Here is a 15,650-nt window from a genome sequence, read left to right as displayed (position 1 = left end):
ACGAGGTACGACATGGCAACTCCAGATCCTGAAAAAGCGACAGGCGCGGTGTACCGCAAGATCACGCGCCGTCTGATCCCGTTTTTAATCTTGTGCTACTTCTTCGCTTATCTCGATCGCGTCAATATCGGGTTTGCCAAGTTGCATATGCAGGACGCGCTGAATTTCAGCGACACCGTGTATGGCATCGGCGCGGGGATCTTCTTCATCGGCTATTTCCTGTTTGAACTGCCGAGCAACCTGATGATGCAACGCTACGGCCCGCGCTTCTGGATCGCGCGGATCATGATCAGCTGGGCGGTGCTGTCGGCGGCGATGATCTTCGTCACCACGCCCACGCAGTTTTACGTACTGCGTTTCCTGCTCGGCGTGGCGGAAGCGGGGTTCTTTCCGGGCATCGTGTTTTATCTCACGCTGTGGTTTCCGTCCTGGCGGTCGGCGCGCACGCTCGGCCTGTTTATTCTGGTCACGCCGCTTTCCACTATCATCGGCAGCCCGTTGTCCGGCTTCATTTTGAAGTCTTTCGAAGGCGTCGACGGCCTGCACAACTGGCAATGGCTGTTTCTGGTGGAAGCCGTTCCGTCCTTCCTGCTGGCGTTTGTGGTGCTGCGTTATCTCGATAACGACGTCAAATCTGCCCGCTGGCTGACGGAAAGCGAGAAGCAAATGGTGGCCCGTGACCTGAACACCGACCGGCAACGCAGCCTGGCCGCCAACGCTGGTAAGCCGCCGCAAAGCCTGAAACGGATGTTCCGCAACGGGTATGTCTGGCTGCTGGCGCTGATTTTCTTCAGCTTCAACATCGGCTATTACGGCATCAACTTCTGGCTGCCGTCGATCATCAAAACCTCGGGCGTCAGCGACGACTTCCACATCGGGCTGCTCGCCGCCCTGCCTTACGTCTTCGGCGCGGTGTTTATGGTCTGGAACAGCCGTCACTCGGATTTGCACAGCGAAAGGCGCTGGCATATCGCCATTCCGGCCATTATCGGCGCGGTGGGGCTGACGCTCAGCGCCTATTGCAGCGGTTCCACGTTCTGGATGATGACCTGGATTTGCCTCGCCATGTCCGGAACGCTGGCGCTGATCCCCACCTATATCAGCCTGCCCGGCACCCTGCTTTCGGGCACGGCGGCGGCGGCGGGCATTGCGCTGGTCAACTCGGTGGGCAATCTGGCCGGATTCTTCGGGCCGACCGTGCTCGGCTGGCTGAAAGACAACACCGGCAGCACCAACACCGGCCTGTACATCCTCGCCGCGTTTTTGCTGCTGTGCGCCCCCCTGATTTTTTTATTGCCAGCCCTGCTGGTTAACCCCCGCCGCTGTGCTGAAAAACCGGCTGAAACAGAAGACGTATCGTCATTAAAAAGAGGCAGTGTATGAGCGGATGTACAACGTGCGGCACCTGTGGTGGCGCACAGGATGACCATTTTAACCCGGTATTACGCGGAGACGACGGCGCGCTGAAACGTGCGCTGTATAAGTCGATGGGGCACACCGACGACCAGTTGCGCCGCCCGGTGATTGCCGTGGTGAACAGTTATACCAACGCCACCGCCGGACACGTCAATCTCAACGAACTGACCGCCGGAGTGCTTAAAGGGATTGATGAAGCGGGCGGCGTCGGCATGGTTTTCGGCACCATCGCGCCGTGTGACGGCATCGCCGAAGGCCATCTGGGTATGCGTTATATTCTGGCCGCGCGCGAAGTGATCGCCAGTTCGATTGAAGTCATGATGCGCGCCCACCGGTTCGACGGCATGGTCATGCTCGGCTCGTGCGACAAAATTGTTCCCGCCATGCTGATGGCCGCCGCGCGGCTGGATATTCCGGCGATTCTGGTCAACGGCGGGCCGATGTACCCCGCGCATTATCACGGCAAAGACTGGGACGGCAATATTGTCACCGAGGCCATCGGCTGGAAACGCCGGGGCGAAATCGACGAAGCGGAATTCCGCCGCATTGAAGATCTCGCCGAACCCGGCCCCGGCTCCTGCACCATGTACGGCACCGCCAACACCATGTGCTGCATTTCTGAAGTGCTCGGCATGAGTTTGCCCGGCAGCAGCACCCTGCCCGCGATTTCTCAGGAACGCCGCGACTGCGCGTACCGCACCGGTCAGACGGCGGTGGATCTGGTGAAACGCGGCGTCAATGCACGCCAGATCATCACACCCGCGTCCATCCGCAACGCCATGATTTACCTGCTGGCGACCGGCGGATCGACCAACGCCATCCTGCATTTGCAGGCGATTCATTACGAAGCCGAATACGGCCATCTGCCGCTGTCGGATTTCGACAAACTGAGCCACCACGTCCCGCTGGTGGCCTCCCTGTATCCGGCATCGGAATACGACATGATTGATTTCTGGGAAGCCGGTGGCGTGGCCGCCGTCGAGAAAGAAATCAGTTCGCTGATGGACACCTCGGCGCTGACCGTCAGCGGGCAAACCAAAGCGCAATGGCTGGACACCACGCCAACATCGCGCCGTCCGGACGTCATTCATACGCTGGCGATCCCGGTGCGTAATGAAGCCGGTGTTGCCGTGCTGCACGGCAATCTTTCACCGCTCGGCTGCGTGGTAAAACCGGCCGCCGTACCGGATCATCTCATGACCTTCAGCGGCCCGGCGGTGGTGTTTAACAGCGAACAGGAGTCCGTCGATGCCATTCTCTCCGGTGAAATTGCGCCGGGCAGCGCGCTAGTTCTGCGCTATGAAGGGCCGAAAGGCGGGCCGGGCATGCCGGAAATGTACAAACCGATGAAATGCCTTGAAGGCATGGGGCTGTCGGACAGCTGCGCGCTGATCACCGACGGGCGTTTCTCCGGTTCCAACCGTGGCTTATTCGTCGGGCATATCTCGCCGGAAGCCAGCGACGGCGGCGATCTGGCGCTGGTGGAAAACGGCGACATCATCACCATCAATATTCCGACCCGCGAGCTGACCCTCAACGTCAGCGCAGACATTCTGGCCGAACGCCGCACCCGCTGGGTGCCGGTCGAAAAACAGGTGCCGCGCGGATTCCTGCGTTTATACCGCCGCTGGGCATTACCGGCGGCACAGGGTGCGGTTTTAGCTGACAGGGACGAGGAGTAAAAATGGTTCAGTCTTCCGATATTTTCGGCGTCAATCCGATTGCCGCCCTGCCGTTTACCCGGTCGGGTGAACCGGATTACGCCAGTTTCAGCCGGATGCTGGAACACCTGGCGGCAACCGGCATTCAGGGGCTGACGCTGTTTGGCATCGCCAGCGAATTCCCCAAACTCGACGACAGCGAGCGGCTGTTGCTGGCCGAATGTTTTCTCTCAGACCTCAAAGGCAACGGCATTTTTCGCGCGCTGTCTGTGACCGATCACAGCACCGAAGTGGCAGTGAAGCGCGCGCGGGATTATCAGAAACGCGGTGCCGATGCGCTGATGTTGCTGCCGCCGTTCTTCCTGCAACCCGACGCCGCCGCGATTTCTCATCACATTTTCTCGGTGCTGGAAGCAGTGGATATTCCGGTGATGGTGCAATACGCGCCGGGTGAAACCGGGCTGCCGATCACGCCCGAACAGCTCAGTGACGTGGCCACGCGCTACCCGCACGCAGTCTTCAAAATCGAATGTAATCCGCCGGTCAGTTACACCCGCGAATTCCTGCAACGCGCGCCGCAGGCCAGCGTACTCAACGGTTACGCCGGTTTGTACATGCTGGAAATGCTCGAAGCCGGCGGTAAAGGCGTCATGCCCGGCTGTTCGTTCAGTGAAATCTACGTGCAGATTTACCGGCTGTGGCAGGCCGGAAAAACCGACGCGGCGCAGGCGCTGCATCAGCAGCTTTTACCGTGGATCCGGCAGTGGATGACGCACTGCGAATACATCATTCAGGTGGAAAAAACGCTTCTGCACCGGCGCGGGATCATCGCGACAGATTACTGCCGCCATCCGGGCCGGACGCTGACCGCGCAAGATCATCTGACTATCGACAATTTCCTCACCACTTTTTCGGAGTTCCTATGAACACATCGTCCCGCACGCCCCGCGTCGTGATTGTCACCGGTGCCAGCCAGGGCATCGGCAACGCCATCGCGCAAACCTTTCTGAATCAGGGCGACATCGTGGTCGGCTGCGCGTTTTCCGCGCCCGACAAAGCGCCCCACGCGCAGGAGCTGAGCAAAAGATATCCTGAACAATTTTTCTATTACTCCGTCGACATGACCCGAACGGAAAGCATTGATGAATTCATCAGCCACGTGACAATCCGTTTTGGCCGCCTTGACGTGCTGGTATCGAACGCCGGAAAAAATGTTTTCAAAGGCATTGATTGTGAGCTGGAAGACTGGCATCACAACCTCGATCTGAACCTGCGTTCGCACTGGTACATTGCGAAATGCTGCCGTGAGCTTCTGGAAAAATCCAAAGGCGTCATTCTGGTGATGACCTCCAACCACGCCTTTTCCACTATGCCGGGCTGCGCGCCTTACAACATCACCAAACGCGCCCTGCTCTCGCTGGTACAAAGCCTGACCATCGAATGGGGCCCGGCCATCCGCACCGTCGGCATTGCCCCCGGCTTTATCGACACCGCCGGAAATCAGGTGTGGTTTGATTCGCACGAAGACGGCGAAAAATCGCGGCAGGACACCCTCCGCAAACACCCGGTCGGACGCATCGGCACATCCGAAGAAGTGGGTGAACTTTGCCTGTATCTCGCCAGCCCGGCGGCGGGATTTATCGCCGGTACCACGATTGTGATGGATGGGGGAGGAGTGCGTTAATGCAGGACTGATGGGGGCAGAGACCGCTGCCCGGGCGGTTTCTCACTTGGCGTGAGGGCTGACAGTTGATCGAGAAAATTTCGGTTTTTCATGTGCGGTGATCGCTTAACGCGCTGCGCCGAAACCGACCAAAGAGGGGCTGGACGGCCCCCTCTTTGGAATCTCCGCGTCTTTTTTACTCCGCGCTGCCGCTCGCTGGCACTGTTTCAGCAGCCACAATTATTGCCGCAAAAACTTGCCGCTGCGCGGTTCCCTTTCTCGGTTTCGAGCCATTGGTCTCGAAACACTTCGTTCGGCAAGCTTTCTGAAAGCGGCTGGAGGCTTTCTAAATGTGCAAACATTTGCGAACGGTTGGTTTGCTCCTCCCCCTGCGAAGGGGAGGCCGGGAGGGGGTTTAGCAGGCCACTGAGCCGCTAAAACCAACACCCCATCCCGGCCTTCCCCTCGTGAGAGAGGAAGGAGCAAATCAAAACCACCCGACATCAATCTTTCGAATTACATAGCCCCTGGCCGCTTTCAAAAATCGCGCCGTATGGAGAGGTGGAAAACCGCGACTCTTTTCGCGCGGTTTGTAACCCGACGGGAGGGAACCGCGCAGCGGCGAGATTTTGCGGCAATAGCCAGAGTGGCTGAAACAGTGCCAGCGAGCGGCAGCGCGCAGTTAAAGAGCCCGGGATTCTCAAGGGGCGCGGCGATAGGCGCTCCTTGAGGCCAGTTTGGGTGGCAACCCAAGGTCTTGATTTTGACCTGAAGCCAGTTTGGGTGGCAACCCAAGGTCTTGATTTTAAACTGAAGCCCGTTTGGGCGGCCAACCCAAGGTTTTGGGCACATTCTCAGCGTCACGCTGCATTTTCTCCTGCTAGACTTTTCAGTCTTACACCCCCTTAAATGCAGACGGAGCATCCTCATGTCAGAACAATACCAACCGCCTAAAGTCTGGACCTGGAATAAAGACGAAGTCAGCAAGTTCTCAAACATCAACCGCCCGGTTGCAGGCCCGACGCATGAGAAAACGCTGCCGGTCGGCAAACACCCGTTGCAGCTGTATTCGCTGGGCACGCCGAACGGCCAGAAAGTGACGATCCTTCTCGAGGAGTTGCTGGCGCTGGGTGAAAGCGGTGCGGAATACGATGCGCATCTGATCCGCATTAACGAAGGCGATCAGTTCTCCAGCGGGTTTGTTGATGTGAACCCGAATTCTAAGATCCCGGCACTGCTGGATAACTCCGCCAAACCGCCCATCCGCGTGTTTGAATCCGGCAATATCCTGCTGTATCTGGCGGAGAAATTCGGTCAGTTCCTGCCGAAAGATCTCGCGGGGCGCACGGAAACCCTGAACTGGCTGTTCTGGCTGCAAGGCTCCGCGCCGTATCTGGGCGGCGGTTTCGGGCATTTTTACCATTACGCGCCGGTCAAAATCGAATACGCCATCAACCGTTTCACGATGGAAGCCAAGCGCCAGCTCGACGTGCTGGACCGCCAGCTGGCCGATCACCGCTTTATTGCCGGTGAAGAATACACAATTGCCGATATCGCCATTTTCACCTGGTACGGCAGTCTGGCGCAGGGCGGTTTGTATGAATCCGCCGAATTCCTGGAAATCCAGTCCTACAAACACTTCCAGCGTTGGGCAGCGGAAGTGGCGGATCGTCCGGCAGTCAAACGCGGCCGCATCGTCAATCGCACCTGGGGCGAGCCGGATCAGCAACTGGCAGAACGCCATGACGCGTCAGATTTTGATGACAAACTGAAGTCCTGATCCATACCGGTTGAGTCAGAATGCAAAAAGGGCAGGATCATCTCCTGCCCTTTTCATTTATGCCGTCTCAGTCTGCGGGTCGAGGTACTTTTTAAACCAGGCGATGGTGCGATCCCACGCCAGATCGGCGGCCGCTTTGTCATAGCGCGGCGTCGAATCATTGTGGAATCCGTGATTGACGCCGGAATACACATACCCTTCATACAGTTTATTGTTCGCCTTGAGCGCGGCCTCATAAGCTGGCCAGCCGTCAGTGATCGGCTTATCCAGTTCGGCATAATGCAGCAATAACGGCGCTTTGATGCGCGGCACGTCTTCGGCCTTTGGCTGACGTCCGTAAAACGGCACCGCCGCCGCCAGTTCCGGGTAAGCCACCGCAGCCGCGTTCGCCACGCCACCGCCATAACAGAAACCGGTAATACCGACTTTTCCGGTGCCCGTTTCGTGGTGCATCAGAAACTCCACGGCGGCAAAAAAGTCATTCATTAGTTTGGCAGGATCCACTTTTTGCTGAAGCTCGCGGCCCTTCTCATCATTGCCCGGATAACCGCCGACGGAACTCAGGCCGTCCGGTGCCAGCGCCACAAATCCGGCTTTCGCCACGCGACGCGCGACGTCTTCGATGTACGGATTCAGGCCCCGGTTTTCATGCACCACCACCACGCCCGGCACCTTCCCGGCGGCTTTGGCCGGACGCACCAGATAGGCTTTTACGCTGCCATGCCCCTGCGGCGACGGGTACTGAATATATTCCGCCACAATATCCGGGTCGGTAAATTGCACCTGTTCGGCGTAGGCATAGTTGGGTGTCATCAGCGTGGAGAGCGCCGCCAGCGACAACCCTCCCGCCACAAATTTTGCCGAGAGATCGAGAAACTCGCGCTTGGTCATTTTGCCGTGAACATAAAAATCAAAGTATTCGAGCAGTTCTGGCGGAAAATCTTTGGCTGTCATTCGCGTCATCATCAGGCTCCGTTCCGGGAAATCGAAGACTAAATAATGGTCTGTTTTTGACGATTATGTAAACTGAATGTGAAATTGGATTTCAATCTGCCGCCGCACTCCCCCCTTTTTGCCCGCCGACAGTGCTAAACTGCGTGCAGTCTAAAGGAGACGCTATGAACAAGAATCTCGCAGGTCTTACCCCGGAAGAAATGGAAAAAGTGAGTGCCGGACTGGCAGCAGGAACCGTCGCCGTGCGCGAGCGCAATCACCTGCCGGTCAACCCGGAAGAAGTTGAGATGGAACAGCCGGAACATCTGCGCGCTTACTTTCGCGAGCGGCTGGAACACTACCGCACTCAGCCCGCTAAAAAGTAAAACCCGTCACTGTCCGGTGGCGAAAAAGCCGGTGATGGCATCCGTCAGATACGTCGCCGGTTCGCCCGGCTGCATCTGGCTCTGATGAAGAGTGATGCCGATTTCGCCCGGTGGGGGCAAATCCTCCAGAATCTTCAGGGCTGCCGGTCGGCCAAAGTCCGTCCGTAAGGTAATCCCCAAACCGGCGGAGAGCGCCGCCCAGATCCCGCCCAGGCTGCGGCTGGTAAAGGCAATCCGCCACGGGATCCCCGCTTTATCCAGCGCCGCCGTTGCGGCACTTCGCATCAGACACGGCGCTTCAAACACCAGTAAAGGCAGCGGTTCGCCGGTTTCCAGATAATGCGCCAGCGAGAAATTTGGCGGCCCGATCCAGCGCAGCGGAATGCGGCCCAGCGCCCGGCTGGTCGGGAAAAGCGGGACGTCATCGGCCTGCCAGCACACCGCCAGATCGAATTCGTTATGCCGGATGCCGTCGAGCAATTGCTGATTGCGCGTAATGCTGGCGGAAAGCTGTACCTGCGGATGCGCGCGGGTAAAGGTGCCGAGAATGGCCGGTAACAGTGCCTCGCCGAAATCTTCCTGCATACCCAGATTAATGCTGCCACTCAGGGTACTGGCCGATAACGCCGCGCTGGCTTCGTCGTTGAGGCTCAAAATCCGCCGCGCATAACTGAGCATGACTTCGCCCTGCGCGGTCAGCATCAGATGCCTTCCGGCTTTTTGCACCAGTTCCGTACCCGCCTGCTGCTCCAGCTTTTTCAGCTGTGCGCTGACCGCCGACGTCGAGCGCCCGAGGCGGTCAGCCGCCAGCACAAAACTTCCCAGTTCGATGCCGGTGACAAAACTGCGCAGCGCCTCTGCATCGAAAGTTACCGGTCGTTTAGCCACGTTTAATCATCCCGTTTTTATGGATTAATGCTGCTGATATTTTCGATATTAAGGATAATTATAACGCTTTATGCTCCTTTTCACACCCGCCAAAAGGAGCCTGAAATGAGCGCCAAGACACCATCCCCTATGCTGCCACCTGAAACCATGACGCGCCTGACGCCAAAACTCGCGCAAGTGACTGAGCAGGTTTTGTTTGGCGACCTGTGGCAACGAAGCGAGTTGCCTGCCCGCGACCGCAGCCTGATTACCGTCGCCGCGCTGATTGCGCTGAACCGCACCGAACAGTTGCCGTTTCATCTGGATCTGGCGGTGAAAAATGGGGTGACACACAGCGAACTGAGCGAAGTGATCACGCATCTGGCGTTTTATGCCGGATGGCCCGCCGCCGCTTCCGCGCTGACCCGTTTCGCAGAGTTGAACCCGCAATAACAGAGGAAAATCATCATGCCTTTTACCCGAATTTCAATCCCTGAACACCGTCTCGAAGGCTGGCAAAACGCGATTTCCACTGTCTTACAGGACGCGCTGGTCACCACGTTTTCCGTGCCGAAAGACGATTGCTTCCAGCTGTTTGAACCGGTAAATCCCGGCCAGCGGGTGATCAACCCGACGTATCTGGCAGGCCCGGACAGCCGTCGTTCAGACGATTTTCTGCTGTTCCACATCACGGCGGGGAAACCCCGTGATGCCGGACAGAAAAGCGCGCTGTACCGTTATCTGAACGAAAAACTGCACGCAGAAATCGGCATCGACCCGGCGGACATCATGGTGGTGGTGAATTTCACCCAGCCGGAAGACTGGTCATTCAGCCACGGTGACGTCTTCCGCGTTGCCGCCATCAGCCGCTCAGAAGGGGGCAAATTATGATTGCGATGCAATACAGTTTCACGCTGCCCGCTGATTACGACATGGGCATTATTGAACGACGGATTGCAGATAACGGGCATTTGCTGGACGGTTTTCTGGGGCTGATTTTCAAAACCTATCTGTATGCGCGCCGCGACGATACCGCGACGGGCAGCGCAGAAAATCTCTACGCGCCGTTTTATCTGTGGCAGGACGCGGAAAGTATGCACCGTTTTCTGCTCAGCGCGGGTTTTCAGGGCGTGGCGAAAGCGTTCGGGTGGCCGCAGGTCCAGGTTTATCCGGTGCTTTCCGCCCGCATCAGTGAGGAGGTGGCGGCGGCGGTATTTGCCCGTCGCGAGATGACGGATATTCCGCCTTACAGTGACCTCACCCCGCTAAATCACCAGGAAATCAGCGGCGACGTAGTGATCGATGTCACCGCGTGGGATACCACAAACTGGAAGAAAATACGTTTTACGGCGGGGAAAGCGGTGCAGGCCGGAACCGGTCAGCATTACCGTATCGGGCATATTTCATTGCCCGGCAAGAAAGCGGCTGGCTGACGGAAATCAGACGCCCCTTCTGGCAGAATTCTGCGCCGGAAGGGGAATTTCTGTCGTATATCTTAGTGTGCCGCGATACCGAGTTTTTTCATGCGTGACAGCAAGGTGGTGCGCTTTAACCCCAGACGCTGCGCGGCTCCGCGCGGCCCGGCGACCACGCCGTTGGTTTCTTTCAGGACCGCGATAATGCGCTCACGCTCGTCGTCTTCGCTCAGGTGAGGCACCGGTTCAGAGAACGCCGGTGGCGCAACCGGCGTCACCGGCAGCGGATAATTCAGTTCGGGAAGTTGCAGATCCAGCACCGTGCCGCGCGTCAGAAGCACGGCGCGTTCAATCACGTTTTCCAGCTCACGGACATTCCCCGGCCACGGCATACGGCTCAGCAGGCGCAGCGTTTCCGCCGGAATGCTGTCGATGGTGCGCTTCATCCGCTTGGCGATTTTGTAAGTCAGGAATTTGACCAGTTGCGGAATATCTTCCGGGCGTTCGCGCAGCGGCGGGATCACAATCGGGAACACATTCAGCCGGTAATACAAATCACTGCGGAATTCTTTGTCTTCCACCATTTGCCGCAGGTCACGGTTGGTCGCGGCGATCATGCGCACGTTCACCGAGATCAGTTTATTGCCGCCGACCCTTTCAAATTCACGTTCCTGCAAAATACGCAGCAGTTTAGGTTGCAGCTCCAGCGGGATTTCCCCGACTTCATCGAGGAACAGCGTGCCCTGGTCGGCCAGCTCAAAACGCCCCATCCGCTGCGCGGTTGCGCCGGTGAAAGATCCTTTTTCATGACCAAACAGGTCACTTTCCATCAGCCCGGCGGGCATTGCCGCGCAGTTCATTTTGACCATCCGCTGATCACGGCGATCGCCGAGGTTATGTATCGCTCTGGCGATCAGTTCTTTGCCGGTGCCCGTTTCCCCGAGGATCAGCACCGAACAGTCGCTTTTCGCCACGATCTCCACCTGTTTGAGCACCGCAGACATCCCTGCGCTGCGCCCGACAATGTCGCTGAAATCCGGGGTGTTACTGTTAATTTGCTCGGTCAGATACAGGTTTTCGTGTTGCAGTTTTTCCTTCAAGCTTTTGATTTCCTGATAGGCCAGCGCGTTGTCCACCGCAATCGCAATACGCTCGGCGATTTGCTGCAAAACCCGCAGGTTGGCGGAATTGAAATTATCCGGCTGACACTGCGCCAGTTTGAGAACGCCCAGCGTTTTATGGCCGAAACGCAGCGGTAAAATGCACAGGGTTTTGGTCTGGTCGCGCCACAACAGCTGGAACAGCGTGCTCTCATCGTCCTCCAGCTCTCCGGAAGGCCGCACGTTGGTCAGCAACATTTCGCCGGTTTTCATGACCTGCTGTTCCAGCGATCCGGCCAGCGTCATGCGCGTTTGTTCGCGTTCGGCGACATGCGTCTGCACATAATGCGTGGCGTAAACGCTGGCCTGTTCGCTGTCTTTGTCGGCATCGCACAGCACAATGCTGATGGCGTTGATGTGAAAAAAATGATGAATGGTTTTGGCGATCTCGCCGGTCAGTTCGTCGAGATCAAGCTTGGAAAGCACGGCATTGGTGATGTCCACCAGTATGCGGAAATCATCGCGTTCGTGGCGCAGCAGCGATTGCTGAAGCAGCGCGTTTTCACGCAGCTGAATCTGTTCAACCGCAATCGCCGCCAGCATGCAGAGTTCGTGCAGGCCGCTTTTATCTTCTTCACTGAACGGTGCCGCGTGCTGACGCGTAAATTCGCAGCCGCCGAGCAGGCCGGAAGCCGCCAGCAACGGTACCAGACAATAGTCGGTAAACGCCGGATACAGGTTGAGCGCGGACAACTGCGGGTAACGTAAATGCAGCGCCTCACTGCGCCAGACCTGGGTTTTCGGGTTGCTGAGCAGCGCATGTACCGGCCCGGTGGCGAGCAGGGTTTCGTCTTCATAACTCACCGGCTGATGATGCGGATCGATGCCGTAAAAACTGACGCGATCACTGTTGCTGTCAAACAACACCAGCGTCACCGATTCTGCAATACCGGCACTCTGCACCACCTGGGTGAGGGTTTCCAGCAGCGAAGTCATGGTCTGTTGCAGCAGCAGCGTGCGCGTCAGTTCCAGCAATCCTTTGTGTTTTGTCGTGCTCATGGTTGCACTCTGCATAGCGTTAGCTCTGGATAACGTAGTTTCTGAAAAAAGGGCAATACGGAAAAGTCTACCCCTTTCGTGGGACTCAGCCCCCTGATGAGATCAACAAATGCGGGGTAAAGGTTCGGTATGTGGCAGCATGAGCTGGCGGGAAACGCCGAGCGCGCCGCGCAGGCAGACCTGTGGATTTTCAGTGACCTCGCCGATCGTGGCGGCGTCGGCTCCCAGCGGATGGCTGCGCAATAATTTCAGGACCGTGTCTTCCGCCTGCGCAGAAACCACCGCCACCAGTTTGCCTTCATTGGCAAAATTGAGCGGTTCCAGCCCCAGCAGCTCGCAAATTCCCCGTACCGCAGGTTTGACCGGTAGCGCATTCTCATCGATGGAGATGCCGAAACCGCTGGCCTCGCTGAACTCATGCAAAATCGCGTTCACCCCGCCACGCGTCGCATCGCGCAGGGCGTGAACGCCGGAAACAGTGCGCAGTGGCGTAACCATCGGTGCCAGTACCGCGCAGTCGCTCTGAATACCGAGATCCATACCCAGTTGCTCGCGAAGATTGAGAATGGTGGCACCGTGATCCCCCAGCGTGCCGCTGACGATCACTTTATCTCCGCACTGAATCTGCCCCGCGCCCCATGCCACATCGCCGGGGATCACGCCGATCCCGGCGGTGTTAATGAAAATCTTGTCGGCCGCGCCGCGCTGCACGACTTTTGTGTCACCGGTGACAATCGCGATCCCGGCGTCGCGTGCGGTTTGCGCCATCAGGCTGACAATTTTCTGCAAATCATCCATCGGCAAACCCTCTTCCAGAATGAATCCGCAGGAGAGATACGCCGGTGTTGCGCCGCTGACGGACAAATCGTTTGCCGTACCGCACACCGCCAGTTTGCCGATATTACCGCCGGGAAAGAAAATCGGATCAATGACATAGCTGTCGGTGGTGAAAGCCAGACGGTCGCCCTGCTGGCTCAGCGCGGCCAGCGATAACCGCGCGCCGTCTTCGCGTTCGTTGAGCCACGGATTATCGAACGCGCTGAGAAACATCCGTTCAATCATCTGCTGCATCGCGCGGCCACCGCTGCCGTGCGCCATCGTCACGACGTCATTGCGCTCGCTCATCCTGCCACCTTCTGTTTCATCTCTTGCTGCTCTTGTTTATTTTCCTGATACCGGTACTGATACCAGGCGGCGCAGGCTCCTTCGGAGGAGACCATCAGCGCGCCAAACGCGTTATGCGGCGTGCAGCCGGTGCCAAACAACGGGCACTCATGCGGCTTGCAGCGCCCTGTCAGCACGTCGCCGCAGCGTGAACGCGGATCATCGGCCACCGATTGCGTCTGCGGGCTGAAACGGCGCTCGGCGTCGAAGGCCCTGTAGGCTTCCGTCAGGGAAATCCCCGATTCTTCGATAAGCCCCAGTCCGCGCCATTCGCTGCTGCCGGAAAGCTGAAAGACTTCGCGGATGGCGTTTTGTGCCAGCACATTACCCTCTTCGGGCACGATGCGCCGGTATTGGTTTTCGGTTTTACACGATGCCTCGCAAACTTGTTCCACCAGCATGAATACGCTTTGCAGCATATCCAGCGGCTCAAACCCGCTGACCACCAGCGGTTTATCGAATTGGGTATTAATGAAATGGTACGGCGCGGTGCCGATCACCATGCTGACATGGCCGGGCGCGAGAAAGGCGTCGATGCGGACATCGTCTTGTTGCAGCAAGCTGCGCAACGTCGGGATCAGGCTGATGTGCTGACAGAAGATGCTGAAATTGGTCAGCCCTTCGCGCCGTGCCTGTTGCAACGTGACCGCCGTCACCGGCAGCGTGGTTTCAAAGCCGAGCGCGAAAAATACCACCTGACGCTGCGGGTTTTCCCGCGCCAGCTTCAGGGCGTCGAGCGGCGAATAGACCACCCGCACATCCGCGCCGCGTTCGCGCGCGTTCAGCAGCGAGCCCTGTTTTCCCGGCACCCGCAGCGCATCGCCGAAGGTGCAAAAAATCACGTCCGCGTGCGCCGCAATTTCACAACAGGCGTCAATCCTGCCCATCGGCAGCACGCACACCGGGCAGCCGGGGCCGTGAATAAATTCCAACTGCGGGGGCAGCAGTTTATCCAGACCAAACTTGAAAATCGCGTGGGTATGGCCGCCGCAGACTTCCATAATTTGCATCGGCTTTTCAGCGGTATACGGCAGTTGCGCGGCCCGTTTATGCAGGCGTTCAATCAGCGTTTTCGCCAGCTTCGGGTCGCGGAATTCATCAACAAAACGCATTATCTGGCCTCCCCCGCGCCGAGAAACAGCGCGACGTCGGCTTCCACTTCTTCCATAGCGTGCAGCGCCGCCAGCGTTTCCTGCGCTTCGTGCTCGTCAAGGCGGCTCAGCGCAAACCCGACGTGAATTAATACCCAGCCGCCGATCAGCTGTTCGCGTTCACTGATACCTTCACAAACCAGCGCGATATTCACCTCACGCCGCAAACCGCAAACTTCCGCCCAGGCGTGGTCGGGCTGTTGCTCATGCAACGCAACGATTTGCCCCGGAATGCCTATGCACATCGCTGCTGCTCCAGCCACGCCAGCCACTCGTCCATGCCTTCGCCGGTGGTGGCAGAAAGGCGGATTACTTCAATCTCCGGATTCACCTGCCGCGCGTTGGCGATGCAGGTTTCGACGTCAAAACTGACGTACGGCAGCAGGTCGATTTTATTGAGGATCATCAGGCGTGAGGCCGCAAACATATGCGGATATTTCAGCGGTTTGTCTTCGCCTTCGGTGACGGAAAGCACCGCCACTTTATGCCGTTCGCCGAGATCAAAACTGGCCGGACACACCAGATTGCCGACGTTTTCAATAAACAGCAGGCTGTTATTGTTCGGCGACAGCTGATGTACCGCGTCATGCACCATCTGCGCATCCAGATGGCAACCTTTGCCGGTATTCACCTGAATCGCCGGCACGCCGGTCGCGCGGATACGGTCAGCATCGTTAGTGGTTTGCTGATCGCCTTCCACCACCGCGCAGTCGAAATACGGCGCGAGGCGGGTCAGTGTGCTGGTCAGCAGCGTCGTTTTACCGGAACCGGGGCTGGACACCAGATTCAGCGCCAGAATGGCGGCCTGCGCAAAATGTTCGCGGTTATGCGCGGCAATATGATTGTTCTTCGCCAGCACATCCCTTTCGATATCCACCAGCCGGCGCGGCGCAAACGGCAAACCGTGCGAATGGCCGTGTTCGTGTGGATGCGAATGTTCATGATGAGAATGATCGTGATGAGAATGTTCATTGTGAGAATGCTCACTGCTGACGCCTTCAATCCGAAGCTCGCCGCTGGCACAACCGCAGGTACTGCACATAGTTTTCTCCCCG

General features: G+C 57.8%; 16 protein-coding genes. 9 read left to right on the top strand and 7 right to left on the bottom strand.

Going from position 1 to position 15,650, the window contains the following annotated elements; translation table 11 throughout:
- The first annotated feature begins 12 nt into the window (after positions 1-12).
- From BV494_RS01190 to yghU, 5 genes are all read left to right on the top strand, one after another.
- Positions 13-1,383 (top strand): MFS transporter, encoded by a 1,371-nt coding sequence (locus tag BV494_RS01190; RefSeq protein WP_104921191.1) that lies wholly within the window; start codon positions 13-15, stop codon positions 1,381-1,383.
- Positions 1,380-3,098, top strand: coding sequence for a dihydroxy-acid dehydratase (gene ilvD, locus BV494_RS01185; protein WP_104921190.1), 1,719 nt, complete (start codon positions 1,380-1,382; stop codon positions 3,096-3,098). Before BV494_RS01190 ends, ilvD begins: the two co-directional genes overlap by 4 nt.
- 2 nt (positions 3,099-3,100) lie before the next feature.
- Entirely contained in the window at positions 3,101-4,003 is a 903-nt protein-coding gene (locus BV494_RS01180; RefSeq protein ID WP_104921189.1) for a dihydrodipicolinate synthase family protein, read from the top strand.
- Positions 4,000-4,761 (top strand): SDR family NAD(P)-dependent oxidoreductase, encoded by a 762-nt coding sequence (locus tag BV494_RS01175; RefSeq protein WP_104921188.1) that lies wholly within the window; start codon positions 4,000-4,002, stop codon positions 4,759-4,761. The genes BV494_RS01180 and BV494_RS01175 overlap by 4 nt, the downstream gene beginning before the upstream one ends.
- Before the next feature lie 907 nt (positions 4,762-5,668).
- A complete protein-coding gene (gene yghU / locus BV494_RS01170; protein WP_104921187.1) occupies positions 5,669-6,520 on the top strand; it encodes a glutathione-dependent disulfide-bond oxidoreductase in 852 nt (283 codons plus the stop codon).
- 57 nt (positions 6,521-6,577) lie between these two features.
- On the opposite strand, the gene yghX is transcribed toward yghU, so the two are convergent.
- Positions 6,578-7,483: a YghX family hydrolase gene (gene yghX / locus BV494_RS01165; protein ID WP_104924665.1), complete on the bottom strand. Its 906-nt coding sequence runs from the start codon at positions 7,481-7,483 to the stop codon at positions 6,578-6,580.
- A 155-nt stretch (positions 7,484-7,638) separates the two neighbouring features.
- On the opposite strand from yghX, the gene BV494_RS01160 reads away from it, so the two are divergent.
- The gene (locus BV494_RS01160) at positions 7,639-7,839 is read left to right on the top strand and encodes a DNA polymerase III subunit theta (RefSeq protein WP_104921186.1); all 201 of its coding nucleotides are present in this window, start codon (positions 7,639-7,641) and stop codon (positions 7,837-7,839) included.
- Between the two features lie 6 nt (positions 7,840-7,845).
- Here the strand turns inward: BV494_RS01160 and BV494_RS01155 are convergent, their stop codons facing one another.
- Positions 7,846-8,727, bottom strand: coding sequence for a LysR substrate-binding domain-containing protein (locus BV494_RS01155; protein WP_104921185.1), 882 nt, complete (start codon positions 8,725-8,727; stop codon positions 7,846-7,848).
- Between the two features lie 105 nt (positions 8,728-8,832).
- Here BV494_RS01155 and BV494_RS01150 point away from each other — a divergent pair, with 105 nt between their 5' ends.
- From BV494_RS01150 to BV494_RS01140, 3 genes are read left to right on the top strand one after another with little or no spacing between them, the layout of a single operon-like run.
- Positions 8,833-9,159 carry a carboxymuconolactone decarboxylase family protein gene (locus tag BV494_RS01150; protein WP_226790005.1) on the top strand — a complete coding sequence of 109 codons (327 nt, stop codon included), beginning with the start codon at positions 8,833-8,835 and terminating at the stop codon, positions 9,157-9,159.
- Positions 9,160-9,174: 15 nt separating this feature from the next.
- Entirely contained in the window at positions 9,175-9,597 is a 423-nt protein-coding gene (locus BV494_RS01145) for a tautomerase family protein (protein WP_104921183.1), read from the top strand.
- Positions 9,594-10,139 (top strand): DUF4865 family protein, encoded by a 546-nt coding sequence (locus BV494_RS01140; protein ID WP_104921182.1) that lies wholly within the window; start codon positions 9,594-9,596, stop codon positions 10,137-10,139. The genes BV494_RS01145 and BV494_RS01140 overlap by 4 nt, the downstream gene beginning before the upstream one ends.
- A 62-nt stretch (positions 10,140-10,201) precedes the next feature.
- Here the strand turns inward: BV494_RS01140 and flhA are convergent, their stop codons facing one another.
- The 5 genes from flhA to hypB form a co-directional block, all read right to left on the bottom strand.
- Positions 10,202-12,280, bottom strand: a complete 2,079-nt coding sequence (gene flhA, locus BV494_RS01135; RefSeq protein WP_439958371.1) for a formate hydrogenlyase transcriptional activator FlhA — start codon at positions 12,278-12,280, stop codon at positions 10,202-10,204.
- A gap of 102 nt (positions 12,281-12,382) precedes the next feature.
- Positions 12,383-13,405 carry a hydrogenase expression/formation protein HypE gene (hypE, locus tag BV494_RS01130; protein WP_104921180.1) on the bottom strand — a complete coding sequence of 341 codons (1,023 nt, stop codon included), beginning with the start codon at positions 13,403-13,405 and terminating at the stop codon, positions 12,383-12,385.
- Complete coding sequence (gene hypD / locus BV494_RS01125; protein WP_104921179.1) at positions 13,402-14,556, bottom strand: hydrogenase formation protein HypD; 1,155 nt, start codon at positions 14,554-14,556, stop codon at positions 13,402-13,404. Before hypD ends, hypE begins: the two co-directional genes overlap by 4 nt.
- The gene (locus BV494_RS01120; protein ID WP_104921178.1) at positions 14,556-14,840 is read right to left on the bottom strand and encodes a HypC/HybG/HupF family hydrogenase formation chaperone; all 285 of its coding nucleotides are present in this window, start codon (positions 14,838-14,840) and stop codon (positions 14,556-14,558) included. Before BV494_RS01120 ends, hypD begins: the two co-directional genes overlap by 1 nt.
- Positions 14,831-15,637, bottom strand: coding sequence for a hydrogenase nickel incorporation protein HypB (gene hypB / locus BV494_RS01115; protein WP_104921177.1), 807 nt, complete (start codon positions 15,635-15,637; stop codon positions 14,831-14,833). The genes BV494_RS01120 and hypB overlap by 10 nt, the downstream gene beginning before the upstream one ends.
- Between the last annotated feature and the right edge of the window lie 13 nt (positions 15,638-15,650).

The sequence above is a fragment of the Rahnella sikkimica genome (genome assembly GCF_002951615.1).
Taxonomy (GTDB): domain Bacteria; phylum Pseudomonadota; class Gammaproteobacteria; order Enterobacterales; family Enterobacteriaceae; genus Rahnella; species Rahnella sikkimica.
This window is presented reverse-complemented; position numbering and strand designations above follow the sequence as displayed.